Origin of the sequence: Kocuria nitroreducens (assembly GCF_042879195.1) — a bacterium.
Classification (GTDB): Bacteria; Actinomycetota; Actinomycetes; order Actinomycetales; family Micrococcaceae; genus Kocuria; species Kocuria nitroreducens.
Map to the genome: position 1 here is coordinate 40,926 of NZ_JBHZTC010000010.1, position 24,121 is coordinate 65,046.

A 24,121-nucleotide genomic window follows, 5' to 3' on the forward strand; every position below is an offset into this window, starting at 1 on the left:
GTGTCTCCGGCCCGCGAATCCCAAGGAGCGGCGGGCGGGCCGGAGCGCGGCGACAGCACCGCCACACGAATCTCACAGCCGTGCTCCCTATGCTGGTGGCTCGCTCCCCGGCTCCCGGCTCCACAGAACCCGCAGAGGAACCCGATGTCTCCGTCCTTCAACCTGCTCGACGTCCTGCTGGCCGTGGTGCTGCTGGGCTACCTCTTCTACGGGTTCAGCCGCGGCTTCTTCAACTCCCTGTTCTCCCTGGCCGGGCTCGTGCTCGGCGGCGTGGCGGCGTTCTCGGCCGCCCCGTGGGTCAGCGCGCAGGTGGACCCGCAGTACCGGACGGGCGCCGTGCTCGCCACGGTCCTGGTCCTCCTGGTGGCGGGGCAGATGCTGGGCGGGCTGCTGGGCCGCGCCCTGTCCGCCGTGACCGAGCGCATGCGCCTGGGCGCGCTCAACCGGATCGCCGGGGCGGCCCTCGACGTCGCCGTCGCCGCGCTCGTGCTCTCGCTGCTCGGCTCGCTCGTCGGCCAGCTCGGCATCCCGGCCGTGTCCCAGCAGGTGGCGTCCTCCACCGTGCTGCGCACGATCGACCAGCACACCCCCGCACCCGTGCGCGAGGCGGTGACCGAGGCGCGGGACGCCGTGGGCGGCGCCACCGGCATCCGTCAGCTCGACGCCCTGCTGTTCCCCGCGGAGGAGGCCCCCGACGAGAGCGTGAGCACGCCCGCCCTGCAGGAGGCCGGGCAGTCCGTGGTGCAGGTCTACGGCATGGCGGTGGAGTGCCGCCAGAACCAGACGGGCTCGGGCTTCGTGACCGACGCCGGGCAGGTCGTGACCAACGCGCACGTGGTGGCCGGGGTGGGCGAGCCGGTGGTCCAGACCCGCGACGGCGAGGTGCACCCCGCCGACGTCGTCCACTACGACCCGGCGTCCGACCTCGCCGTCCTCTCCGCGCCGTCCCTCCCGCTGGGTGCCCTGCCGCTCGGGGAGGACCCCGCGGCCGGGGACCTGGTCGCCTTCATGGGCTACCCGCTGGGCGGGCCGTTCGCCGCCGGGTCCGCCACCGTGCAGGGCACGGCGCTCGCGCCCGTGCCGGGCACCGGCGGGACCATGGAGATCATCCAGCTGGCCGGCCGGGTCCAGCAGGGCAACTCCGGCGGCCCGCTCGTGGCGCAGGACGGCTCCGTCGTCGGCGTCGTCTTCGCCAAGGCCCTCGAGGGGCAGGTCGGCTACGCCCTCACCCTGGACGAGCTGGGGGAGGCGCTGGACGCCACGGCGGGCAGCACCCAGGCCGTGGACTCCGGCTCCTGCGCCGCCTGAGCCGCTAGCTAGCTAGCCATCCAGGGTCCGCAGCAGGTGCTCGAGCGCCATCTCGTAGCCGAAGGCCCCCGCCCCGGCGATGACCACGTCCGCCTGCAGGGACACGTAGGACGTGTGCCGGAACGCCTCTCGCCGGTGCACGTTGGACAGGTGCACCTCGACCACCGGCAGCTCCGCCGCCTCGAGCGCGTCGTGGATCGCGATCGAGTAGTGCGTGAACGCCGCGGGGTTGATGATGATCGCCGCGCCCGCGGTGCGGGCCTCCTGGATCCGGTCCACCAGGGCGCCCTCGTGGTTGGACTGGTGGAACTCCACGTCCCACCCGCCCGCGGCGGCCCGGGCGCGCACGGCCTCCTCGATGTCCGCGAGCGTCGTGGTGCCGTACACCTCCGGGCGCCGCACTCCGAGCAGGTTGAGGTTGGGGCCGTTGAGGACGTAGATCGGTCTGCGCGTGGTGGTCATGCCCGCATCCTCTCACTCCGGTGCGGGCCGGGCTCGGCTCCCGGACGCCGCAGCGCCCCCTCGCACGGCAGGGGCGAAGGGGCGCTGCGGAGCGTGGGGTGCGGACTACTTGCCCAGCGAGTCCACGATCTGCTGCATCACGGTCTGGTCCGCGAGGGTCGAGACGTCGCCGACCTCCCGGTCCTCCGCCACGTCCTTGAGCAGCCGGCGCATGATCTTCCCGGACCGGGTCTTGGGCAGCTCGGGGACGATGAGCACCTTCTTGGGCTTGGCGATCGGGGAGATCTCCTTGCCCACGTGGGCCCGCATCTCCTCGGCCAGCTCGGTCTTGTCCCGGCCCTCGGCGTCGGCCTGGTCGGAGAGGATGACGAACGCGATCACGGCCTGGCCGGTGGTCTCGTCCGTGGCACCCACCACGGCGGCCTCCGCCACGGACGGGTGGGACACGAGCGCGGACTCGATCTCCGGGGTGGAGAGGCGGTGGCCGGAGACGTTCATGACGTCGTCGACGCGGCCGAGGATCCACACGTCCCCGTCGGCATCGCGCTTGGCGCCGTCGCCGGCGAAGTACATCTCACCGAACCGGGACCAGTACGTGTCCACGTAGCGGTCGTCGTCGCCCCAGATGGTGCGCAGCATCGCGGGCCACGGCTCGCGCAGCACGAGGAAGCCCGAGGTCTCGTTCGGCACGGGCTGCCCGTTGTCGTCCACGACGTCGACCTTGATGCCGGGCATCGGCACCTGGGCGGAGCCCGGTTTGGCGACCGTCACGCCCGGCAGCTGGGAGATCATGACGGCCCCGGTCTCGGTCTGCCACCACGTGTCGACGATCGGGCAGCGGCCTCCGCCGATGACCCGGTGGAACCAGGTCCACGCCTCGGGGTTGATGGCCTCGCCCACGGTGCCGAGCACCCGCAGGGACGAGAGGTCGTACTCCGCCGGGATCTCCTCGCCCCACTTCATCATGGTGCGGATCGCCGTGGGGGAGGTGTACATGATCGTCACCCCGTACTTCTGCACGATCTCCCAGAACCGGCCGCGGTGCGGGGAGTCCGGGGTGCCCTCGTAGATCACCTGGGTGGAGCCGTTGACCAGAGGGGCGTAGGCGACGTAGGAGTGCCCGGTGACCCACCCGACGTCGGCGGTGCACCAGTAGACGTCCGTCTCCGGCTTGAGGTCGAAGACGTTCTTGTGGGTGAACGCGCCCTGGGTGAGGTAGCCGCCCGTGGTGTGCATGATGCCCTTGGGCCTGCCGGTGGTCCCGGAGGTGTAGAGGATGAACAGCGGGTCCTCGGCGCCCTGCTCGGACGGGGTGTGCTCCGCGGAGGCGGACTCGACGACCTCGTGCCACCACACGTCCCGGCCCTCGGTCATCTCGATGTCGGCCTCGTTGCGGCGGACCACGAGCACGTGCTCCACGGTGGAGCCGCCGCGGGAGAGGGCGTCGTCGACGGCCGGCTTGAGCATGGAGGGCTTGCCGCGGCGGAAGGTCCCGTCCGCGGTGACCACGAGCTTCGCCTCGCCGTCCTCGACGCGCGAGCGCAGCGCGTCGGCGGAGAAGCCGCCGAAGACCACGGAGTGGATCGCGCCGATGCGGGCGCAGGCGAGCATCGCGATGACCGCCTCGGCGATCATCGGCAGGTAGAGGGCCACGCGGTCGCCCTTGGTCACGCCGAGGCCCTCCATGGCGTTGGCGGCCCGGGACACCTCGTCCTTGAGCTGGGCGTAGGTGATGCTGCGGCTGTCGCCGGGCTCGCCCTCGAAGTGGATGGCCACCCGGTCCCCGTTGCCGGCCTCCACGTGGCGGTCCACGGCGTTGTAGCAGGCGTTGAGGGTGCCGTCCTGGAACCACTTCGCGAACGGGGGATTCGACCAGTCGAGGACCTCCGTGAACTCCTTGTTCCAGGTCAGCAGCTCTCGTGCCTGGCGGCCCCAGAAGTCGACGCCCTCCTCCTCCGCCTGCCGGTAGAGCTCGGCGGTGGCGTTGGCCTGGGCCGCGAACTCGGGGCTCGGGGCGAAGGTCCTGGTCTCGGCGGGCGTGGTCTCTGAAGCCATGTGGTCTTCCCTTCTCGTGGCACACCGGGCACGGACCCCGGGGCACCGGACGTCCGTGTCGCAGCTCACATCGTATCGATTTCACCCTAGACGATCGGTGCACCCCGTTCCACAGGAGCCACACCGCACCGGGTCACGGAAGCGGTCCCCGCGCGCCGCCTAGAATCGGGGCATGGTCCCGACTGCCGTGCCCCGCCCGCCCGCCCACCTGCGCGTCGTGGACCCTGCGAAGGCCCGCGCCGGTGCCGCACGCCGCCGCCGGACGGGCGCCCCGGAGTCCCCGCTGGCGCGCAAGCGGCGGGCCCGCCGGATCAACGCGGTGCTCGCCGAGGCGTACCCGTACGCGGTCGCCGAGCTGGACTTCCGCTCCCCGTACGAGCTGCTCGTGGCCACCGTGCTCTCCGCCCAGACGACGGACGTGCGCGTGAACGCGACCACGCCGCGCCTCTTCGCCGCCTGTCCCACGCCGCGGGCACTCGCCGAGGCGGACGAGACGGAGATCCAGGAGATCGTTCGGCCGCTCGGCTTCTACCGGGCCAAGACCCGGGCGATCCGGACCTTGGCGCAGAAGATCGTGGACGACCACGACGGCGAGGTGCCCGGGCGGCTGGAGGACCTCGTCACCCTGCCCGGGGTGGGCCGCAAGACCGCCAACGTGGTGCTCGGCAACGCCTTCGGGATCCCCGGGATCACCGTGGACACCCACTTCGGCCGGCTCGCCCGCCGCTTCGGCTGGACGGCGGAGGAGGACCCGGTCAAGGTCGAGCGGGTCGTCGCCGCCCTGTTCGAGCCGCGCGACTGGACCGACCTGTCCCAGCGGCTCGTCTACCACGGGCGCCGCATCTGCCACTCCCGGCGCCCGGCGTGCGGCGTGTGCCCCGTCGCGGACCTGTGCCCGTCCTACGGCGAGGGCCCCACGGACACGGCCCAGGCGGCCGCCCTGCTCAAGTACGAGTTCGCCCCGGGCCGGGAGGAGCTGCTGGAGCTGTTCCTCGCCGGGCGCACCCGGGCCGAGCTGCAGGCCGACGGCTGGCCCCTGAGCTCGTGAGCGGCACCGACCAGCATGGAGGACGGCCCGTGGGCGACGCCTACCAGGACCTGCTGCGCGTGGCCCGCAACGGCCGGCAGCTGCGGATGGAGGACCGCGAGCCGTGGCGGATCGGGCAGATCGACGAGAACTACCGCCGCTCGGCCGTGCTCATCCTCTTCGGGGCGCTCGACGACCTGCCCTCGCGGGCCACCGAGCACGCGGAGGGAGTGGGCCGGGACCTCGACGTCCTGCTGGTCCAGCGGGCCGCGACGCTGCGCTCCCACCCCGGCCAGGTCGCCTTTCCGGGCGGCCGGCTGGACCCCGAGGACGGGGACCCGCACGAGATGCTGTCCGTGCCCGGGGGCGAGGTCAGCGCCGCCCACGTGCGCGCGGCGCTCCGCGAGGCGGAGGAGGAGACCGGGCTGGACCCGCGCGGGGTGGAGGTGCTGGGCGCCCTCGCCCCGGTGCCGCTGCCCGTCTCCAACCACCTCGTCACCCCGGTGCTGGGCTGGTGGCGGGACGTCTCGCCGGTGGAGGTCGTGGACCACGCCGAGTCCTCCCTCGTGTTCCGCGTCCCCGTCCTCGACCTCATCGACCCGGCCAACCGGCACTCCGCGACCGTCACGCGCGGGCGGCAGACCTACCGCTCGCCCGCCTTCACGGTTCCCGTGGCCGGCACCGCGTCCACCGTGACCGTCTGGGGGTTCACCGGCGTGCTCCTGGACCGGGTGCTCACCGCGCTCGGCTGGGCCGTGCCCTGGGACACCGGCCGGCTCCTGCCCGCACCGCTCTAGCACGTCCCGCGGCGTGCCCGCCCCCCGGGCCGCAACATTGCCGGAGCGCAGGGTGGCCGACCTACGATGCCAGGGTCCCCCGCGTCCACGACCCCCAGGAGGCACCCCGGTGGCCTCGTCCCGACCCGGCCCCGAGCGGCCACGGTTCGCCGAGCAGCTCAGCGCCGCGCGTCGCCGCCGCGGACTGTCGGTCCGGGCGCTCGCGGCCTCCTGCCGGCTCCCCGCCAGCACCATCCAGGGCTGGCTCAGCGGGGCGCACCTGCCCGGCCCGGCCCTGCGCGGGGAGTTCACGACCCTGCTGGACGCCCTCGGACTGACCGACGAGCGCCCCGCGGAGCTGTGGTGGGAGGACGTCGACCGCTGCCGCACCCCCGTCCGGCCGGACTCCACCCCGTACGTGGGCCTGCGCTCCTACCGACCCGAGGACGAGACGCACTTCTTCGGCCGGACCGCGGAGGTCGCCGTGCTCGGCGAGCGGGTGGCCCGGCTGGCGAGCGCCGGGGGGCCCCGCATCCTGGCCGTGGTGGGAGCCTCCGGGGCGGGGAAGTCCTCGCTGCTGGGCGCGGGGCTCCTCGGCCGGCTGCGCGCCGAGGGCGGGCCCCTGCACGGGTGGCGCGCCGTGGCCACGACCCCGGGCCTCGAGCCGGTGCTCCGGCTCGAGGACGCCGTCGGGACGGGTCCGGACCTGCTCGTCGTCGACCAGCTGGAGGAGCTCTGGACGGGGACCCGGGACGCCGAGGAGCCCGGCCGGTTCCTGGACCGGCTCGCCGCGGCGAGCCGGGACCGGGTGGTCGTGGTCGGACTGCGGGCGGACTTCTTCGGCACCGCGAGCAGGCACGCCGAGCTGCGCACCGCCCTGGAGCGCCCGGTGCTGCTCGGCGCGCTGACCCGCGAGCAGCTGGAGCAGATCGTCGTGGGCCCCGCGGAGGCGGTCGGCGCCCGCGTCTCCCCGGACCTGGTCGAGGTGATCCTGCGGGACGTCGCCCCCCGCGGCACGGAGGCCGGCGTGGGTCTGCTGCCGATGCTGTCCCAGGCGATGCTCGGCACCTGGGAGCACGCCCGCACCCGGGAGCTGACGGTGGCCGACTACCACGCGGCGGGCGGCATCACGGAGGCCGTCGAGCGGCGGGCCGAGGAGGTGCACGCCCGGCTGGGGCCGCGGGAGCGGGAGGTGGCCCGCGCCGTGTTCCTGCGGCTGGTGCGCGTGGTCGGCACCGGGACCTCCGCCACGGTGGTGCGCACCCCGGTGCTCCGGGAGGAGCTGCCGGAGGGCGGGGCGGCCGTGGTCGAGGAGTTCGCCCGCGCCCGGCTGCTGACCATCGACCGGGACGAGATCCAGCTGAGCCACGAGTCGCTGCTGGACCACTGGTCCCGGCTCAGCCGCTGGATCGAGGACAGCCGCCGCGACCTCTACGTCCGTCAGCAGCTGCAGCGCGCCACGCAGATGTGGCTCGCCAACGACCGCGACCCCCTCGCGCTGATCCCGCTGGGCCAGCTCGCCTCCTTCCGGGACTGGACCGGTGACCCGCGCCAGCAGGCGCTCCTGAGCCCGGCCGAGCGCGAGTACCTGGCGGAGAGCGGGCGTCACTACGAGGACGCCCTGGAGCGGCAGAAGCGCAGCGCCCGGGAGATCGAGCGGCGCGGTCACGTGGCGCTCGTCCTGCTGGCCCTGGCGGTCTGCGCCGCCGTGGTCGCGGGTGCCCTGGGCGTCCGTGCGGAGCACTTCCAGGCCGACGCGGAGACCGCCCGCGACGAGGCCCTCTCCCGGCAGACGGCTCTTGAGGCGTCCCGGATCCGGGGGGAGTCGCCGAACCTCGCCGCGCAGCTCAGCCTGGCGGCGTACCGGATGGCGCCCACCCGGGAGGGCACCTCCGCGCTCATCGACGCGACCGCGGTCAGCTCTCCCGAGCGGTGGCTGGGCCGCGACGGGGCGTCCCGCCTCGCGGCGCTGGACGACGGCTCGGTGGTGGCGCGCGCCGCCGCGGACGGGCGGCTGTCCGTGTGGCGGGGCTTCGAGAGCCTGGTCGAGGACCGGGAGGACGTCGTGGTCGTCGACGGCGACGAGCGGGGCCTGGCCGACGTCGACCTTGTCGAGCGGGACGGCAGGGTGCTCGCGGCCACCGCGGGGGAGGGCCACATCAGCCTGTGGGACGTCACGGACCGGCCCGCGCGGCGGCTCGCCGGTCTCGAGGTGGACGCCGGGACCCCGGTCAACGCGGTGGTGCTCTCGCCCGGTGGGCGGCAGCTGCTGGCCGGTGGCCGGGGCGAGGTGCTGCGCTGGTCGCTCGAGGACCTGGAGTCCCCGGCGGCGCTGCCGCGGCTGCCCCTGGGCGAGGACGCGGACGTCCTCGCCGTCGCCGCGGCCGCCGACGGCACCGTCTACGCCGGCGGAAGCTCCGCGGGCATCACCCGGTACGCCACCGACGGCCGGCGCACCGAGCGTCTCGAGACCGTTCCCACGAGCCGGATCGTCCGCTCCCTCGCCCTCGACGACGACGGCGCCCGCCTGGCCGTGGGGCTCAGCGCGCGCGAGCTGAGGCTCTACGACGTGGAGGGGGACCGGCTGGCGGAGGCCGGGACCGTCCGTGACTTCGGCAGCTGGGTCAGCGACGTCAGCTTCTCCCCGGACGGTCAGCAGGTCGTGGCTGCGAGCTACGACCAGAACGCCTACGTGCACCGGCTGCCCGACCTCGCACGCGTCGACGTGTTCCCCACCGCCGCCCGGGTGACGGGGGCGCTGCGCGTGGGCGAGCGGCTGATCACCGTCTCCCAGGACGGCACCACCCGCTCGTGGGACCTGGAGGGCCCGGTGATCCACCGTCGCGGGGAACCGGTGTACCAGCTCTCCACCGACCGCTCGGCCACCGTCCTCAGCGCCGTGGGCATCGGCGACGGCGTCGTCTCGCTCTTCGACCTCACGGGGGAGGTGCCCGTCCCGCTGCCGTCCCCGGAGGCCCCGCCCGGGGAGGCCCTCTGGTACGCGGGCGCCGTGGCGCCCGATGCCTCGTTAGTGGCCGGTGGCACCGAGGACGGGGACCTGCTGCTCTGGCCCCTCCAGGACGGGCGCCCGCAGGGGCCGGCGAGGACCCCCGCACTCGACGTCGGGATCACGGGCGCGGACGTCACGGCGGACGCCTCCACCATCGCGGTGTGGTCCGAGGTCGGCACCGAGATCGCCCTCCTGCGCCACGACGCCGGGGGAGCGGTCCGGCGCGTGGCCACGGTCCCGGTGGCCGGGACGGAGGCGGCGCGGTTCAACGCCTCGGGCACGGTGCTCGCCGCGGCGGACGACGACGAGCACGTGCAGCTGTGGGACGTCTCCGACCCCGCTGCGCCCCGACGGACCGCGGAGCTCACCCTCGACTCGGTCGTCACCTCGGCCGTGTTCTCCCCGGTGGCCGACGTCCTGGCGGTGGGGACCGAGGGCGGCCGGGTGCGCCTCTGGGACGTCGCGGATCCGTCCGACCCCCACCCCCTGGGGGAGACCTCCGACGCCCTGTCCTCGGTCAAGGGACTGCAGTTCTCCCCGGACGGCACCCTGCTGGCGGGCGCCTCCGGCGACAAGTTCGTGTGGATGTGGAAGGTCGGCGCCGCGGACCTCGAGGTCTACGCGGCCCTGTCCGCCTCGGGGGACCGGATGAACGACGTGCGCTTCGTCCGCGACCGGCTGATCGCCACCGGCGACGACGGCGTGGTGCGCAGCTGGCTCGTGCGGGCCGACGACGCGGTCGCCGCCGTCTGCTCGACCCGCGGCGACCGGATCACCGAGGACGAGTGGCGCCGGCACGTGACGGGAGCCCCGTACCGGGACCTGTGCTGAGTTCCCCGGGGCCTGTTCCGCCGGCCGTCCCCCGGCCTGCCTCCCGGCCCCTGCCGCGGTCTCCGACCGGGCCCGCCGCGGGGGCGCTCACTTGGCGTCAGCGTAGGAGTCCACCACGGCCACGCTGACGGGGAACTCGACCGGGATCCTCCCGAACACCATCAGCCCCGCCTGCTCGGCGCAGGCGCGGACCAGCTCGGCCGCACGCTCGGCGTCCTCCTGCGCGCAGTGCAGCACGATCTCGTCGTGCAGGAAGAAGACGAGCTCGGCGTCGACCGCCTCCCGCGTCAGCGCCGAGCGGATGGCACCCATCCAGCACATCGCCCACTCGGCCGCGGTGCCCTGGACCACGAAGTTGCGGGTGAACCGGCCCTGGCCGCGGGCCATCGTCCCGGCGCGCCGCTCGGACTCCTCGGTGGCCGTGTCCCGCTGCGCCGCGTCCCACGCCGGGCCCGGCAGGGGGGACCAGCGGCCCAGGTGCGTGCACACCTGCCCGCCCGTCTCGCCCACCCGGGCGGCCCGCTCCACGTAGTCCACGGCGCGGGGGAACATCCGGGCGAGGTGCGGCATGAGCCGGCCCGACTGGCCCGTGGTCGCCCCGTACATCGCGCCCAGCATGGCCACCTTCGCCTGCGGACGCTCCGTCAGCTCCGAACCCCGCTCCTCGCCGAGGTCCGCGATGGCCTGGTAGAGGTCCCGGCCGCGGGACGCGGCGGCCAGGGCGTCGTCGTGGGCCAGCGCCGCCAGGACGCGCGGCTCGAGCTGGGCCGCGTCGGCCACCACGAGCACGCGCCCCGGGTCCGCCCGCACGGCGTCCCGCACCACGTGCGGGATCTGCAGGGCGCCCCCGCCGCGGGCCGACCACCGGCCGGTGACCACCCCGCCCACCACGTACTCCGGGCGGAAGCGGCCGTCCCGCACCCACGTGGCCAGCCAGTGCCACCCGTTGGCGCTGAGCAGCCGCGCCTGCTTCTTGTGCTCCAGGACGGGCTCGATCAGCGCCTGGCGCCGGGCGGCCAGGCCGGGCACGGCCCGCGCCCACTCGACGAGCTCCCACTGCCGGGTGCTCGTCACGTCGATTCCCGCCGCCCGCATCGCCTTGAGCAGCTCCTGCGGTGAGTCCGGGTTCAGCCCCGGGGCGTGCAGCGCCTCCCGCAGCCGGGCCACGGTCTCCTCCATCCGCGGGGGCCGCTCCCCGGGCGCCGGCTCGGGGCCCAGCGCGTCCTCCAGCAGGGCCCGGTGGACGTCCTCCCGCCAGGGCACCCCGGCGTGCTGCATCTCCGCGGCGATCAGCGCGCCCTGGGACTCCGCCGCCAGCAACAGCGTCAGCCTGCGGGGGTCCACGGCGCCCGCCACCGCGGCGAGCTGCGCCCGCAGCTCGGCGACCAGCGCGGACACGTCGGGACCCGTGGCGCGGGGCAGGTCGAACAGGCTCGACTGGTCCGCGGCGGGGGACGGCGGCGGGAGCAGCCCGGGCGCCTCGTCGGCGGGCAGCGGCGCCAGCACCGGCGCGTAGGGCAGCGGGCCCTCGGCGCCGGAGCCGTGGGCGGTGGCGGCCGTGGTGAGGATCGCCTGGCACAGCCGCAGGTCGTGGCAGCGCTCCACCCGGGTGCCGGCGGACAGCAGCTGCGGGTAGACCGCGCCGGTCCGCTCCCAGGTCCAGCGCGGCGGCGTGGTCCCGGCCTGTCGGGCGGCCTCCTCGCGGTCGGCGACGAACGCGGCCAGCTCCCCGGCGGGCACGTCCACCGCGGGCCCGTCCGGGTCCCCGGAACCCGTCAGGTCCTGGACCCGGTGCCCGCCCCGGCCGTCTTGCGCTGGTCCCACCACGATGTGCATCCGGCCATTGTCCTGCACAGGTCCGTCACGCTACGCCGGTGCCCGGACTGCACACGCCCCCGGGGCCGCCGGTACCCGGCTCCCCGTCCACACCGGCGCCGCCGTCGGGACGGACCGGTCCCGGCCGCCCCGACAGTGGGGCCATGAGCACCGCCGCCCACCTCCCCGCCCCGGCCCCGCCGTCCTCCGCCACCACGGCCCGCACGCGCACCGTGCGCCTCGTCAGCGACGACACCGGGCTGCGCGCCACGGTCGAGCGCGTCTGCGCCGCCGCCGGCGCCGACCTGCTGGCCGACTCGCCCGGCGCGGCGGGCACGGGCACCGCGCCGGGCACGGTCGCGGACACGGACCTCGTGGACGTGCGGCACGCCGTGCGGGGGCGCGTCCGGCCGGGCACGGTGCTCGTGGGCCGACCCGAGGACCCCGGGATCTGGGACCGGGCGGCCGACCTCGGCGGCTGTGCCGTCGCCGTGCTGCCGGACGCCGCCGGGTGGCTCGCCGACCTGCTCACCGCCCGGCCCGGTGGCCCCGCCGGCCCCGGCGGCACGGGACGGGTGCTGGGCGTGCTCGGCGCCGTGGGCGGGGCCGGCACGTCCACGCTGGCGTGCTGGCTCGCCGACCGGGCCGCGCAGGAGGACCGTCCGGCCGTCCTCGTGGACGCGGACCGCGCCGGCTGCGGCATCGACGTCCTGCTGGGCCTCGAGGACCAGGACGGTCTGCGCTGGCCGGACCTGCTCCGGATCGCCGGGACGGTGCACGCCGAGCAGCTGTGGCCGGCCATGGCCCGGACCGGGCAGCTGCGCTGGCTCTCCTGGGACCGCTCCCGGCCGGACGGAGCCGCCGCCCCGTACGCCGCCGTACTCGAGGCGCTGCGCCGCGCCGGGGCCCTCGTCGTCGTGGACCTGGGCCGGGCGGGGCCGGGCACGGCCGACACCGCGGCCCTGTGCGACGAGGTCCTCGTGCTCACGCCACGGACCGTGCGCGGCGTGCTGGCCGCACGGTGGGCCGCGGATCTCCTGGCGGGAGCCACGGCCCGTCTGGTGCCGGCCGGGCTCAACGTGGCCGACGTCGACGACGCGCTCGCCGCCGCCACGACCGGGCTGCCCGTCGCCGGCTCCCTGCGCTTCCACGGCGCGGTGCCGGACGCCGCGGAGACGGGCCGCCTGCTCGAGGCGGGCCGCTCCCGCCGGCTCGCCCGGGACGTGGCGGGCCTGCTCGAGGCCGTGGGAGCGGCGTTGTGAGCGCGGCGCCCTCCGGCCGACCGGCAGGGCTGCCGGCCGCGCTGCTGGACGATGTGCGGGACCGGCTGCTGTCCGCCCCCGGGCCGGTCACGGACACCGACATCGCCGCGGCCGTGCACGCCAGCGGCCGGGTGCTCGGGGCCGCCGGCACCCTGCGCGCGGTGCAGGCCGTGCGCGCCGAGCTGACCGGGCTCGGTCCCCTCGAGCCGCTGCTGCCGCACCGGGGGCTCACCGACGTCTACGTCAACGGGCCCGACCAGGTCTGGCTCGAGACCGAGGCCGGGGTGCGCCGCGTCCCGTCCCCCTTCGGTTCCGACGCCGAGGTGCGCGCCCTGGCCGTGCGTCTCGTCACCGCCGCGGGACGCCGCCTCGACACCGCCCACCCGTGCGTGGACGTCCAGACGGCCGCCGGCTACCGGGTGCACGCCGTCCTCCCGCCCGTCTCCACGGGAGGGACCCTGCTCTCCGTCCGCTTCCGCAGCACCCGGACCCTGTCCCTGCAGGACCTCGTGGCCGCGGGGACCGTCCACCCCGGCACCGCCGAGCTGCTCGTGGGCGCCGTGCGCTGCGGCGCCAGCTTCCTGGTCAGCGGCGCCACCGGCGCGGGGAAGACGACCGTCCTCAACGCCCTGCTCTCGTGCTCGCCGGAGCACGAGCGGCTCGTGCTCATCGAGGACGCCGCCGAGCTGCGCCCCGAGCACCCCCACGTGGTCGGCCTCCAGGCCCGGCACGCCAACACCGAGGGCGCGGGGAGCATCGACCTGGCGGAGCTCGTCCGGCAGGCCCTGCGGATGCGGCCCGACCGGCTCGTGGTGGGCGAGTGCCGCGGCGCCGAGGTCCGCGAGCTGTTCACGTCCCTGAACACCGGTCACGCCGGGGCGGGCACCGTGCACGCCAACTCCGCGGAGGCGGTCCCCGCCCGGCTCTCGGCCCTCGGCGCCCTGGCCGGGATGAGCCGGGAGGCCGTGACGCTGCAGGCTGCGAGCGCCCTGGACCTGGTCGTCCACGTGGCTCGCTCGGGCGGCCGCCGCGAGGTCCGGGCCGTGTCCCTGCTCGAGGACCGCGCCGGCACCCTCGTCACGGTGCCTGCGGCGGTCCGGGCGCACGACGGCCTGCGTCGCGGCCCCGGCTGGGACGGGCTGTGCACCCTGCTCGACCGCCCGTCCGGCCCCGGCGAGGGCCGGACGGGGGGACGGCCGTGAGCACGGTCCTGGTCACCGTCCTGGTCCTCTGCCTGTGCCTCACCGGAGGCACCGCGGTGCTGCTCGCGGGACCGGTCCACCGCGTCCGGTCGGTCGCGCGGGCGGGCACCGGCGCGGTTCCCGCGGCCCCGTGGTGGGCCCGGTTCAGCCGGGACGCCGAGGCGGAGGCCGCCGAGTGGACCGCGCTGCTGCGCCGGCTCGCGGCGCTGCTGCAGGCGGGGCGGTCCCCGGCGGCGGCCTTCGAGGGAGCGGGCCCCGCCGGGCACCGCGGTCCGCGCACGGGCACCGGCCGGCACATCGGGCTGCTGTGCACCTCCGTGGCGGCGGCCGCCCGGCTGGGGCTGAGCATCTCGATCGCCCTGGCGGGGGTCCCGGCTCCCCAGCTCGGCCACCGCCCGCTGGAACGGCGGGCCGTCGCCACCACGGCCGAGCTCTCCCTGTGCTGGGAGGTCTCCGAGCGCACCGGCGCGCCCCTCGCCGCCCTGCTCGCCGGTCTCGCCGACGCCCTCGAGGCGGAGCTCGACGCCGAGGCGGCTCGCGGCACCGCCCTGGCGGGGCCCCGCTCCACCGTCCGGATCCTGACCTGGCTGCCGGTGCTCGGGATCGGGCTGGGCATGCTCATGGGCGTCGACCCGCTGCGCACGCTGTTCACCACGCCGTGGGGGCTGGCCGCCCTCGTGGCCGGCGCGGTGCTCGCGGCCCTCGGACGGGTGTGGACGCACACGCTGATCGGCCGCGCCGAGGCGGTGGGGGCACGATGACCGCCCTCGCCGCGCCCGCCGCCGGACTGCTCCTGCTGGCCGCCGTGGCACTGGCCGCGCTCCCGTCCCGGGCCCGGCTGCCGGGGACGCCCCGCCCGTCCACGGCCCGCCGCCGCCCACCCGGGCCGCACGTCTCCGCGGGCGTCCTCGTGGAGCTCACCGCCGCCATGCTGGACGCCGGTCTGCCGCTCGGGGAGGCCGTGGCCGTGCTGGGCGGGAGCAGCCAGGACGCCACCGGCGCCGCCCTGGAGGGGGTGGGCTCCCGACTGCGACTCGGGCTGCCGTGGCACGCGGCGTGGGCCTCGGCGGGCGAGCTGCCCACGCACCTGGCCGACTACCGCGAAGCCCTCATGTTCACCGCGACGTCCGGGGCGCCGTCGGCCCGGAGCCTGCGCTCGCAGGCGGCCCAGGTGCGGCGAGCCGCCTATCGGCGGGCCGAGCGCGCCGCGGAGTCGCTGTCCGTCCAGCTCGTTCTGCCGCTCGGCCTGTGCTCCCTGCCGGCCTTCGTCTGCTGGGGCGTGCTGCCGGTCGTGATGGGGCTCGTCCCCGAGGTGTTCGGATGACCCGCCGCGCCCGGAGCCGCGGGCCCCCGGCCGCCGAGGTCGCGCCCGGTCCGCACCGGATCCCCGCCCGTGCCCCTGTGCCCTCGGGGACCTGCCCGGCGCCGCTGTGCTGGGCCGTCCGCCCTCCTCGTCCGGCACTGCGTCGCCCGGTGCTGCTCGTCCAGTACGGGCCGTCCTGCACCTGTTCGCCCTGCACCTGTTCGCCCTGCACCTGTTCGCCCTGCACCTGTTCGCCCTGCACCTGTTCGCCCTGCACCGAAAGGATCGTCATGTCCCAGCACCAGATCACCGCATCCCGTCCCGCCCGGAAGCGCCGCAGCCTCCCGGGGCTCCACCTGGCCGGCGTCACGGGAGGCCGCCCGGCCGCGCCGGCCGCCCGCGGGACCACCGGGGCTCCGCCCCGCCCGCTCGTCCGGGCCGGAGAGGCGGACCTCGGCGCGACCACCGTGGAGTACGCCATGGTCGTGCTCGCCGCCGCGGCCTTCGGCGGTGTCATGGCCGCGGTGCTCTCCTCCGGCCAGGTGCGCGAGCTCCTGACCGCCATCATCGAGAAGGCGCTCGGCGTCTGAGCGTCCGCACCCGCGGGGTCCACGGTGCCTTCCCCGGCACCGTGGACCCCGCGGGTCCTGCCCGTCCCACCGACCGCCGACCCGAGCGGCCACGCACCACGCCCCGAGAGGAGTCCGCCATGCCTGCCGACCGTCCCCGCTCCTGTTCCCGTTCTCGTGCAGTTGCCCGTCGCCGTTCCCTTCGTCGTTCCGCCTGCAGTTCCCGTTCCCGTCCCTGCGCTCCGCCCCGCCCATGGTCCAGTCCCGGGCCACGGCCTGCCTCACCGGACCACGGCGCCGTCACCGCCGAGACGGCCGTGCTCCTGCCCGCTCTCGTGCTGCTCCTGGCCGTGCTCCTCGCGGCCGCCGCGGCAGGAATGACCCTGATCCGGTACGAGGAGGCGGCGCGGGCCTCGGCCCGGGCCGCTGCCCGCGGCGAGAGCGCCGCCGTGGTCCGCGCCACGGCGCTGCACGTGGCCGGGGAGGACGCCGCCGTCCGCCTGGGCGGGGACGCCCGGACGGCCACGGTCACCGTCACCGGCCCCGCTCCCGGCATCCTCGGGACGTGGGGCCGCTGGGAGCTGCGCGCGGACGCCTCCTCCGCGACGGAGGGTGCCGGTGGGAACGGTGGCTGAGCCCGCGGCGCGGGGCGCACCGGGGCGGCTCGACCGCTGCGGGGACGGCGACGGTGACCGGGGGAGCGGCACCGTGCACGCGCTGACGCTCACCCTGGTGCTGGGCGTGCTGCTGGTGGCCGTGCTCCTGCTCGCCCAGGCGGGGATCGCGACCCACCGCGCCGGCAAGGCCGCCGACCTCGCGGCGCTCGCCGCTGCTGACACCGCCCGGGGACTCGTGGCCGGCGACCCGTGCGGCACCGCCGCGCGCGTGGCCCGGGAGAACGGGGCGCGGCTCGAGCAGTGCTCGCTCGTGGAGCCGGAGCGCGTCGTCGTGGACGTGCGCACCGCCGTGGCCCTCGACGGACCGCTCGCCCGCTTCGGGGCCGCCTGCGGCGTGTCCCGGGCCGGTCCGCCGGAGGCAGCCGGTGCGCCCTGAGGGATCAGGGGCGGGGGGCGTCGTGCAGCACCGCGTCGATCAGCCGCACCGCGCCGCCCTTGTCCAGCGGGTTGTTGCGATTGCCGCACTTGGGCGACTGCACGCAGGACGGGCACCCGGTCTCGCACTCGCACGAGGAGATCGCCTCCCGGGTGGCGCGCAACCACGCGACCGCCGTGGCGTAGCCGCGCTCGGCGAACCCCGCCCCGCCGGGGTGGCCGTCGTAGACGAAGACCGTCGGCAGCTCCGTGTCGGCGTGCAGCGCGGTCGAGAGCCCGCCCACGTCCCACCGGTCGCACGAGGCCACGAGCGGGAGCAGGCCGATCGCGGCGTGCTCGGCCGCGTGCAGCGCGCCGGGGACGTCGGGCTCCTCGATCCCCGCGCCGGTCAGCACGGCCCCCGGGACGGTGAACCACACGGACTTCGTGAACAGGTCCCGGGCCTCGAGGTCGAGAGGCTCCTCGCCCAGCACCTCGTTGGAGATCACGGCCTTGCGCTGGAACGAGACCACCTTCGTGGTGACCTGGACCTGGCCGAAGTGGACGGTCACCGGCCCCCAGCGCTCCGAGCGCTCCTCGGCGACCACGCTCACCTGCGTGATGTCCCGGGCGGTGGTGTAGAAGTCGGGGTGCGCCCGCGTCACGGCGGCGACCGACCCGGCCTTGTCGAGGTCGTCCACGATGTAGGTCCGCCCCTGGTGCACGTACACGGCCCCCGGGTGGGCCTGGTAGTGGGACTGGGGGGAGTCCATCGTGCCGAGCACCGCGCCGGTGTCCGTCTCGATGATCCGGATCGGCCCGCCGCCGTCCGAGCGCAGCGACACCATGCCCGCCGCGGACTGGGGATGCGTCCAGAACCAGCCCGTCGGCCGGCGGCGCAGGTGCCCGCTCGACACGAGCGAGCCGAGCACCTCCGCGGCGGTGGGCCCGAAGCTGTCGACCTCCTCCGCGCGCAACGGCTGCTCGGCCGCGGCCGCGCACAGGTGCGGGGCCAGGACGTAGGGGTTCGAGGGGTCGAAGACCGTGGCCTCGACGTCCACGTCGAAGATCGCCTCCGGGTGGTTCACGAGGTACGTGTCGAGCGGGTCGTCGCCGGCCACGAAGGCCGCCAGAGCCTCCTGCCCGGCCCGGCCCGCCCGGCCGATCTGCTGGAAGAAGGACGCCCGGGTGCCGGGCCACCCCGCCACCACCACGGCGTCCAGCCCGGCCACGTCGATGCCGAGCTCGAGCGCGGACGTACTGGCGACCCCCAGGAGCCGCCCGTCCCGCAACCCCTCCTCAAGCTCCCGGCGCTCCTCGGGGAGGAACCCGGAGCGGTAGGCCGCCACCCGGTGGGCCAGCGACGGGTCGACCTCCTCGAGCTGGCGGTGGGCGATCTGGGCGATCGTCTCCGCGCCGCGGCGGGACTTGATGAACGCGATCGTGCGGACCTGGCGGAGCACCAGGTCCGTGAGCATGTCGGCCGTCTCGGCGAGGGCGGTGCGGCGCACGGGGGCGTCGTTCTCGCCGCCGCCGTCCGTCTGCTCCGGCTCCCAGAGCACCACGGTGACCGGCCCGTGCGGGGAGAAGTCCGTGGTCACCGGCGTCACCTCGGCCTCGGGGACGCCGACGAGACGGGCGAAGGAGGCGTGCGGCGCGAAGGAGGTCGCGGACGCCCCGATGAAGACCGGATCCGCCCCGTAGACGCGGCAGATCCGCCGCAGCCGCCGCATGAGGTTGGCCACGTGCGAGCCGAAGACGCCCCGGTACGAGTGGGCCTCGTCCACCACGACGTACTTCAGGCGGCGGAAGAACCGGGACCAGCGCGCGTGGTGGGGCAGCACCCCGTAGTGCAGCATGTCCGGGTTGCACAGCACCACGTCGGCGTGGTCCCGGACCCACCGGCGCTCCGCGGGGTCGGTGTCGCCGTCGTAGGTGGCGGCGCGCAGGGTCGGCAGGCCGAGCGCGTCCAGGCCCTTGAGCTGGTCGGCGGCCAGGGCCTTGGTGGGGGAGAGGTAGAGGGCCGTGGCCTCGTCCGGGTGGTGGATCATGCCCGGGTTCGCCAGCGCCGCGAGCCGGCCGCGGTGCACGGCGTCGGCCACGGGCGCCTGGTAGGCCAGGGACTTCCCGGACGCGGTCCCCGTGGCGACCACGACGTGCCGGGGGGCCAGCACCGCCTGGACCTGGTGCAGGTACGGCGCGTGCACCCCGAGCCGCTCGTAGGCCGCGACCACGTCCGGGTGGAGGTGCTCGGGCCACGGCGCCGTCACGGCGTCCCGGTCGGGGATCTCCCGGACGTGACGCACCTGCTCGGGCGCGGCGCCGCGCCCGAGCAGGGGGATCAGGGAGTCGTGGTCGGAGGACGGCACCGGTTCATTGTGTCACCGCCGCCCCTGGTGGCTCTCACCGGCAGGAGGACCGGCGGGAGCCACCAGTGGTGCGGTGCCGGGCGGCCGGCCTGGCGCCTCCGCGCCGTACCCCTGCCCCTCGCCTCAGCCGTGCGCCGCTGCTCCCCGGGTCCGCCGGTGGACCCGGGCCTCCCAGGGGCGCAGCAGACCCTCGTCGCCGGGGACGACAGGGCCGGTGCGGTTGCCGATCAGGACTCCGGTGCCGGCCCAGCCGTCGGGGAGGTCGGCGCGGACCTCCTCGCCCGAGACGTTGGCCAGCACCAGCAGCTCCACGTCCTCGAGGCGGCGGGTGAAGGCGTAGACCTGCTCGTGGTGGGGGACGAGCATGGTGAAGTCGCCCAGGGCGAACACGGGCTCGGCGTGCCGCAGCCGAATGAGCCGCCGGTAGTGGTGGAAGACCGACCCCGGGTCGGCCCGGGCGGTCTCGGCGTTGACCACGTCGTGGTTGGGGTTGACCTCGATCCAGGGCGTGCCGGTGGTGAACCCGGCGTTCGGGCCGGGAGTCCACTGGACGGGGGTGCGGGCGTTGTCCCGGCCCGTCCAGCGCAGTCCGGCCAGCACGGTGGCCGGGTCCGCGCCGGCGGCCACGGCGTGGCGGTAGTGGTTGACCGACTCGATGTCGCGGAAGTCCTCGATCGCCTCGAAGGGCGCGTTGGTCATGCCCAGCTCCTCGCCCTGGTAGACGTAGGGGGTGCCGCGGTGCAGGTGCAGCAGCGTGGCCAGGCACGTGGCCGAGGCCAGCCGGTGCTCGGGGCTGTCGTCACCGAAGCGGGAGACCACCCGGGGCTGGTCGTGGTTGTTCCAGTACACGCTGTTCCAGCCGATCTCCTCCAAGCCCTCCTGCCAGCGGCCCAGGGAGGCCTTCAGATCGGTCAGTCGCAGCGGCCGGGGGTCGAACTTCCCGCCGGGGCCGTGGTCCAGGCCCACGTGCTCGAACTGGAAGACCATGTCCACCTCGGCCCGGGCCGGGTCGGTGAACAGCGCCGCCTGCTCCACGGTCACCCCGGGCATCTCGCCCACCGTGATGAGCTCGGCGTCCCGGCCGGCGAAGACCTCCCGGTGCATCTCCTGGAGGAACTCGTGGATCCGGGGACCGCAGAGATAGGACGCCGAGCCGTCGCCCCAGGGTGTGCCGTCCACGGGTGGTCCGTCGTGCAGGTGCCCGTCCTCGGCGACGTCCTTGCTGATCATGTTGATCACGTCCATGCGGAAGCCGTCCACCCCGCGGTCCAGCCACCAGCCCATCATGGCGTACACGGCCGCCCGCACCTGCGGGTTCTCCCAGTTGAGGTCCGGCTGCTTGCGCGAGAACAGGTGCAGGTAGTACTCCCCGGAGGACGGATCGAGCTCCCAGGTCGAGCCGGAGAAGAAGCTCTGCCAGTTCGTGGGTTCGGCCCCCGGGGCGCCGGGCTCCATGCCCGCCCGGGGTGCCCGCCACCAGTACCAGTCGCGCTTGGGGGAGTCGGGCGAGGAGCGGGACTCGATGAACCAGGGGTGCTCGTCGGAGGTGTGGTTGACCACCAGGTCCATCACCAGCTTCATGCCGCGTCCGTGCACGGCGGCGAGCAGCTCGTCGAACTGTTCCAGGGTGCCGAAGGTCGGGTCGATGTCCTGGTAGTCGCTGATGTCGTAGCCGTTGTCGTCCTGCGGGGAGGAGTAGACGGGGGAGAGCCAGATGACGTCCACGCCCAGGGCCTCCAGGTGGTCCAGGTGGGCGAGGATCCCGCCGAGATCGCCGATCCCGTCGCCGTCGGAGTCGGCGAAGGACCGGGGGTAGATCTGGTAGACGACCGCGTCGGTCCACCACGCCGGGGCGTCCCCGGTGCCGCTTCCGGACTGCTGGGCGGTGAGGTCCTGCTGGGGGTCGGTGCTCATTCGGCTGCTCCTCGGGTGACGCCGCGGACGGCCGGCCGACGGCGGACAACGGACCCTCCGGGTGGGCAGGCAGTGCCGTTGCTCCGGTGCGACCGGTCTCGGTGCCCCACCAGTCTGCTCGAACGGTGTGCTCCGCCGACACCCCCGACACCGTCGACACCGGGCACGGAACAACGCGATCCAGCGGACAATGTGTCCTGATGAACAGGCTGCGGGCCGCGTGCACCGCCGCCCTGCACCGCGAAGTCCTGAACCGATCCGTCCCCGACCTGCGACTGGAGCCCGTCCGATGACACCGTCCCCGCCCCCTGACGGCGCCGGGACCCTCCCGCACCGGACCCACCACCTCGCCGACGGGCGGGAGGCCGTGTTCTTCAGCGACCGCGGCACCCCACCGGTGGAGCACGTCGTGGACCGCCGGTCCCTGGACGCCCGGTCCGGTGGTGGTGAGGTGCGCTTCGACCGGCTGACGGGGGAGTGGGTGGCGGTGGCCGCCCACCGCCAGGCGCGCACCTACCTGCCCCCGGCCGGCCGGTGCCCGCTGTGCCCCACGACGGGCGGGCGGGAGTCCGAGATCCCCGCGGCGGACTTCGACGTCGTCGTCCTCGAGAACCGCTTCCCCTCCCTGGGCCCGGACCTGGACGAGCTGCCGGACCCGCAACAGGTGGGTGAGCGGTCCCTCTGGGGGGTCCCGTTCCCGGCCGTGGGGCGGTGCGAGGTGGTGGTGTTCACCCCGGAGCACCAGGGCTCCTTCGCGTCCCTGCCCCCCGAGCGGGCGCGCACGGTCGTGGAGGCCTGGGCGCAGCGCACCGAGGCGCTCTCGGCCCTGGAGGGCATCCGGCACGTGTTCCCCTTCGAGAACCGTGGGGAGCAGATCGGGGTGACCCTGCACCACCCGCACGGGCAGATCTACGCCTACCCCTACTCCGCCCCGCACGCGGCCCGGCTGGCCACCCGCTCACGGACCCACCTGGCCGCCACGGGCCGAGCCCTGATGGGGGAGGTCCTGGCGGACGAGCTCGCGGCCGGGGACCGCATGGTGCTGGCCGGCGAGCACTTCTCCGTCTACGTCCCCTACGCCGCGCGGTGGCCCTTGGAGGTCCACCTGGTTCCGCACCGCCAGGTCCCGGACCTGGCCGCCCTCACGGGGGGCGAGCGGGACGAGCTGGCGGTGGTGTACCAGGACCTGGTCCAGCGCGTGGACCGGCTCTACGACACGCCGACCCCCTACATCGCCGCCTGGCACCAGACCCCGATCACGCCTGCCGACCGGGAGGCCGGCTGGCTGCACCTGCAGCTGACCAGCCCTCGCCGGGCGGAGGACAGGCTGAAGTTCCTCGCCGGCTCCGAGGCCGCCATGGGGGCGTTCATCAACGACGTCACGGCCGAGCAGACCGCCGCACGCCTGAGGGAGGCCGCACGATGACCCGCCGGCAGACCGCTCCTCGACCCGGGCACGACGACGCCGCCCGGGCCGAGGAGCTCTCCCTCCGGTTCGCCGAGGTCTACGGGTACGCACCCGACGGGGTGTGGCGCGCGCCGGGGCGGGTGAACCTCATCGGGGAGCACACCGACTACAACGACGGCTTCGTGCTGCCCTTCGCCATCGACCGCTCGGCGATGGTCGCGGTCCGGCTGCGCCGGGGTGCCGCGCAGGGGGCCGGGCAGGGACCGGCCGGGCACGACGTCGTCGACCTGGCCTCCACCTGGGCCCCGGACGGATCGGACCTGGTACGGGACCGGTTCCGGATGCCCGGCCTGGCCCCGGGCGCCGTGTCCGGGTGGGGGGCCTATCCGGCCGGTGTGGTGCACGTGCTCGCCGGCCTCGACGGGGTGGCCGTGCCCGGTTTCGAGCTGCTGCTGGACTCGACCGTCCCGGTGGGTGCGGGCCTGTCCTCCTCCCACGCCGTGGAGGTCGCCACGATCGTGGCGCTCGACGACCTGCTCGACCTGGGCCTGGGCCGGCCGGAGATGGCGCGGCTGACGCAGCGAGCGGAGAACGAGTTCGTCGGGGTCCCGACCGGGATCATGGACCAGTCCGCCTCGTTGCGGGGACGGGCCGGGGCGGCGCTGTTCCTGGACTGCCGCACCCAGGAGGCCGAGCTCGTGCCGCTGCCGGTGGCCGAGCAGGGGCTGACCGTGCTGGTGATCGACACGAGGGTCGCCCATTCCCACTCCGACGGCGGCTACGGCGCCCGGCGCGCCTCCTGCGCGCACGGGGCTGCCGCCCTCGGGGCGGCCTCGCTGCGCGACGTGCCGGAGCAGAGCGACCTGACCGGGCTGGACGAGGAGACCGCCCGGCGGGTGCGGCACGTGCTCAGCGAGAACCGCCGGGTCCTGCAGACCGTCGAGCGGCTGCGGGCCGGAGACGTCGCCGGCATCGGGGAGCTGCTGGTCGCCTCCCACACCTCGCTCCGGGACGACTACGAGGTCTCCTGCCCCGAGCTCGACCTCGCCGTCGACGCCGCCCTGGCGGCCGGGGCCGTCGGCGCGCGGATGACCGGGGGCGGCTTCGGAGGCAGCGCGATCGCCCTCGTGCCCGCGACCCGGGCGGAGCACGTCCGGAACGCCGTCGCGGAGGCCTTCGCAGCAGCGGGCCGCCGGGCGCCGGACGTCTTCGCCGTCGTGCCGGGGGAGGGCGCCGGCCGCGCGCGGTGACGGGGCGTGCTCGGGGCCGCCGGTCACGAACATGACCCGCGTCACCCCGGCAGGGGCCGCGTGCCAGAATGACCGCATGAGCAACCCCATGAACATCTCCGGGCACCATCCCGACGAGGAGGCCCGGGCGCACCGGCCCCCGGTCACGGAGCTGTTCCCGGAGCAGTGCTGGGAGCACCTCTACAGTGCGCGCTTCGGCCGGATCGCCACCATGGACGGCGACGAGATCGAGATCACCCCCATCAACCTCGTGGCCGACGACGAGAAGATCTACTTCTGCACCGCCAAGGGCACCAAGCTGCTGCACCTGGTGCTCAACGAGCACGTCGCCGTGCAGGTCGACCAGGCGCAGGGCGGGGAGGCGTGGTCCGTGATCGTGCGCGGCACGGCCCGGCTGCTGACCGATCCGGAGGAGACCGCCCGGGTGGACGAGCTGCCGCTGCGGCCGTGGGTCGAGACCGCCAAGCTCGAGTACGTCGAGGTGGTCCCCACCAAGGTCACCGGCCGCGTGTTCCGCCTGGGCCACTGA

The 24,121-nt window shown here is 75.3% G+C and carries 19 protein-coding genes; 14 read left to right on the forward strand and 5 right to left on the reverse strand.

What is annotated here, in order from left to right; all coding sequences use genetic code 11:
• Nucleotides 1-144: 144 nt before the first annotated feature.
• Nucleotides 145-1,308 carry a MarP family serine protease gene (locus ACFYE1_RS08600; RefSeq protein ID WP_387741858.1) on the forward strand — a complete coding sequence of 388 codons (1,164 nt, stop codon included), beginning with the start codon at nucleotides 145-147 and terminating at the stop codon, nucleotides 1,306-1,308.
• 12 nt (nucleotides 1,309-1,320) lie between these two features.
• Here ACFYE1_RS08600 and aroQ read toward each other — a convergent pair whose 3' ends face one another.
• Nucleotides 1,321-1,770: a type II 3-dehydroquinate dehydratase gene (aroQ, locus tag ACFYE1_RS08605; RefSeq protein WP_387741860.1), complete on the reverse strand. Its 450-nt coding sequence runs from the start codon at nucleotides 1,768-1,770 to the stop codon at nucleotides 1,321-1,323.
• A gap of 105 nt (nucleotides 1,771-1,875) precedes the next feature.
• Complete coding sequence (gene acs / locus ACFYE1_RS08610) at nucleotides 1,876-3,825, reverse strand: acetate--CoA ligase (protein WP_387741861.1); 1,950 nt, start codon at nucleotides 3,823-3,825, stop codon at nucleotides 1,876-1,878.
• Between the two features lie 172 nt (nucleotides 3,826-3,997).
• Between acs and nth the strand changes: the two genes are divergently transcribed.
• From nth to ACFYE1_RS08625, 3 genes are all read left to right on the forward strand, one after another.
• Complete coding sequence (gene nth, locus ACFYE1_RS08615; protein WP_387741863.1) at nucleotides 3,998-4,873, forward strand: endonuclease III; 876 nt, start codon at nucleotides 3,998-4,000, stop codon at nucleotides 4,871-4,873.
• Nucleotides 4,874-4,902: 29 nt separating this feature from the next.
• Nucleotides 4,903-5,649: an NUDIX hydrolase gene (locus ACFYE1_RS08620; RefSeq protein ID WP_387741865.1), complete on the forward strand. Its 747-nt coding sequence runs from the start codon at nucleotides 4,903-4,905 to the stop codon at nucleotides 5,647-5,649.
• A 109-nt stretch (nucleotides 5,650-5,758) separates the two neighbouring features.
• Nucleotides 5,759-9,469, forward strand: coding sequence for an nSTAND1 domain-containing NTPase (locus ACFYE1_RS08625; RefSeq protein ID WP_387741867.1), 3,711 nt, complete (start codon nucleotides 5,759-5,761; stop codon nucleotides 9,467-9,469).
• Nucleotides 9,470-9,556: 87 nt separating this feature from the next.
• Here ACFYE1_RS08625 and ACFYE1_RS08630 read toward each other — a convergent pair whose 3' ends face one another.
• A complete protein-coding gene (locus tag ACFYE1_RS08630; protein WP_387741868.1) occupies nucleotides 9,557-11,305 on the reverse strand; it encodes a bifunctional 3'-5' exonuclease/DNA polymerase in 1,749 nt (582 codons plus the stop codon).
• Between the two features lie 143 nt (nucleotides 11,306-11,448).
• Between ACFYE1_RS08630 and ssd the strand changes: the two genes are divergently transcribed.
• The 7 genes from ssd (at nucleotide 11,449) to ACFYE1_RS08665 (ending at nucleotide 16,673) form a co-directional block, all read left to right on the forward strand.
• On the forward strand, nucleotides 11,449-12,546 hold the full coding sequence (gene ssd / locus ACFYE1_RS08635; protein ID WP_387741870.1) for a septum site-determining protein Ssd: 1,098 nt from the start codon (nucleotides 11,449-11,451) through the stop codon (nucleotides 12,544-12,546).
• Nucleotides 12,543-13,748 (forward strand): TadA family conjugal transfer-associated ATPase, encoded by a 1,206-nt coding sequence (locus tag ACFYE1_RS08640; protein WP_387741872.1) that lies wholly within the window; start codon nucleotides 12,543-12,545, stop codon nucleotides 13,746-13,748. The genes ssd and ACFYE1_RS08640 overlap by 4 nt, the downstream gene beginning before the upstream one ends.
• Complete coding sequence (locus tag ACFYE1_RS08645; protein ID WP_387741873.1) at nucleotides 13,745-14,509, forward strand: type II secretion system F family protein; 765 nt, start codon at nucleotides 13,745-13,747, stop codon at nucleotides 14,507-14,509. The genes ACFYE1_RS08640 and ACFYE1_RS08645 overlap by 4 nt, the downstream gene beginning before the upstream one ends.
• Entirely contained in the window at nucleotides 14,506-15,072 is a 567-nt protein-coding gene (locus tag ACFYE1_RS08650; RefSeq protein WP_387741875.1) for a type II secretion system F family protein, read from the forward strand. The genes ACFYE1_RS08645 and ACFYE1_RS08650 overlap by 4 nt, the downstream gene beginning before the upstream one ends.
• Before the next feature lie 269 nt (nucleotides 15,073-15,341).
• The gene (locus ACFYE1_RS08655; protein WP_387741876.1) at nucleotides 15,342-15,641 is read left to right on the forward strand and encodes a DUF4244 domain-containing protein; all 300 of its coding nucleotides are present in this window, start codon (nucleotides 15,342-15,344) and stop codon (nucleotides 15,639-15,641) included.
• 296 nt (nucleotides 15,642-15,937) lie between these two features.
• Nucleotides 15,938-16,255 (forward strand): TadE family type IV pilus minor pilin, encoded by a 318-nt coding sequence (locus ACFYE1_RS08660; RefSeq protein ID WP_387741877.1) that lies wholly within the window; start codon nucleotides 15,938-15,940, stop codon nucleotides 16,253-16,255.
• Complete coding sequence (locus ACFYE1_RS08665; protein ID WP_387741879.1) at nucleotides 16,239-16,673, forward strand: Rv3654c family TadE-like protein; 435 nt, start codon at nucleotides 16,239-16,241, stop codon at nucleotides 16,671-16,673. Before ACFYE1_RS08660 ends, ACFYE1_RS08665 begins: the two co-directional genes overlap by 17 nt.
• A gap of 4 nt (nucleotides 16,674-16,677) precedes the next feature.
• Here ACFYE1_RS08665 and ACFYE1_RS08670 read toward each other — a convergent pair whose 3' ends face one another.
• A complete protein-coding gene (locus ACFYE1_RS08670) occupies nucleotides 16,678-19,020 on the reverse strand; it encodes a DEAD/DEAH box helicase (RefSeq protein ID WP_387741881.1) in 2,343 nt (780 codons plus the stop codon).
• 123 nt (nucleotides 19,021-19,143) lie between these two features.
• A complete protein-coding gene (locus ACFYE1_RS08675; protein WP_387741882.1) occupies nucleotides 19,144-20,934 on the reverse strand; it encodes a glycoside hydrolase family 13 protein in 1,791 nt (596 codons plus the stop codon).
• 289 nt (nucleotides 20,935-21,223) lie between these two features.
• Between ACFYE1_RS08675 and galT the strand changes: the two genes are divergently transcribed.
• From galT to ACFYE1_RS08690, 3 genes are all read left to right on the forward strand, one after another.
• Complete coding sequence (galT, locus tag ACFYE1_RS08680; protein ID WP_387741884.1) at nucleotides 21,224-22,360, forward strand: galactose-1-phosphate uridylyltransferase; 1,137 nt, start codon at nucleotides 21,224-21,226, stop codon at nucleotides 22,358-22,360.
• Nucleotides 22,357-23,592, forward strand: coding sequence for a galactokinase (gene galK / locus ACFYE1_RS08685; RefSeq protein ID WP_387741886.1), 1,236 nt, complete (start codon nucleotides 22,357-22,359; stop codon nucleotides 23,590-23,592). The genes galT and galK overlap by 4 nt, the downstream gene beginning before the upstream one ends.
• Before the next feature lie 76 nt (nucleotides 23,593-23,668).
• A complete protein-coding gene (locus tag ACFYE1_RS08690) occupies nucleotides 23,669-24,121 on the forward strand; it encodes a pyridoxamine 5'-phosphate oxidase family protein (protein WP_387741888.1) in 453 nt (150 codons plus the stop codon).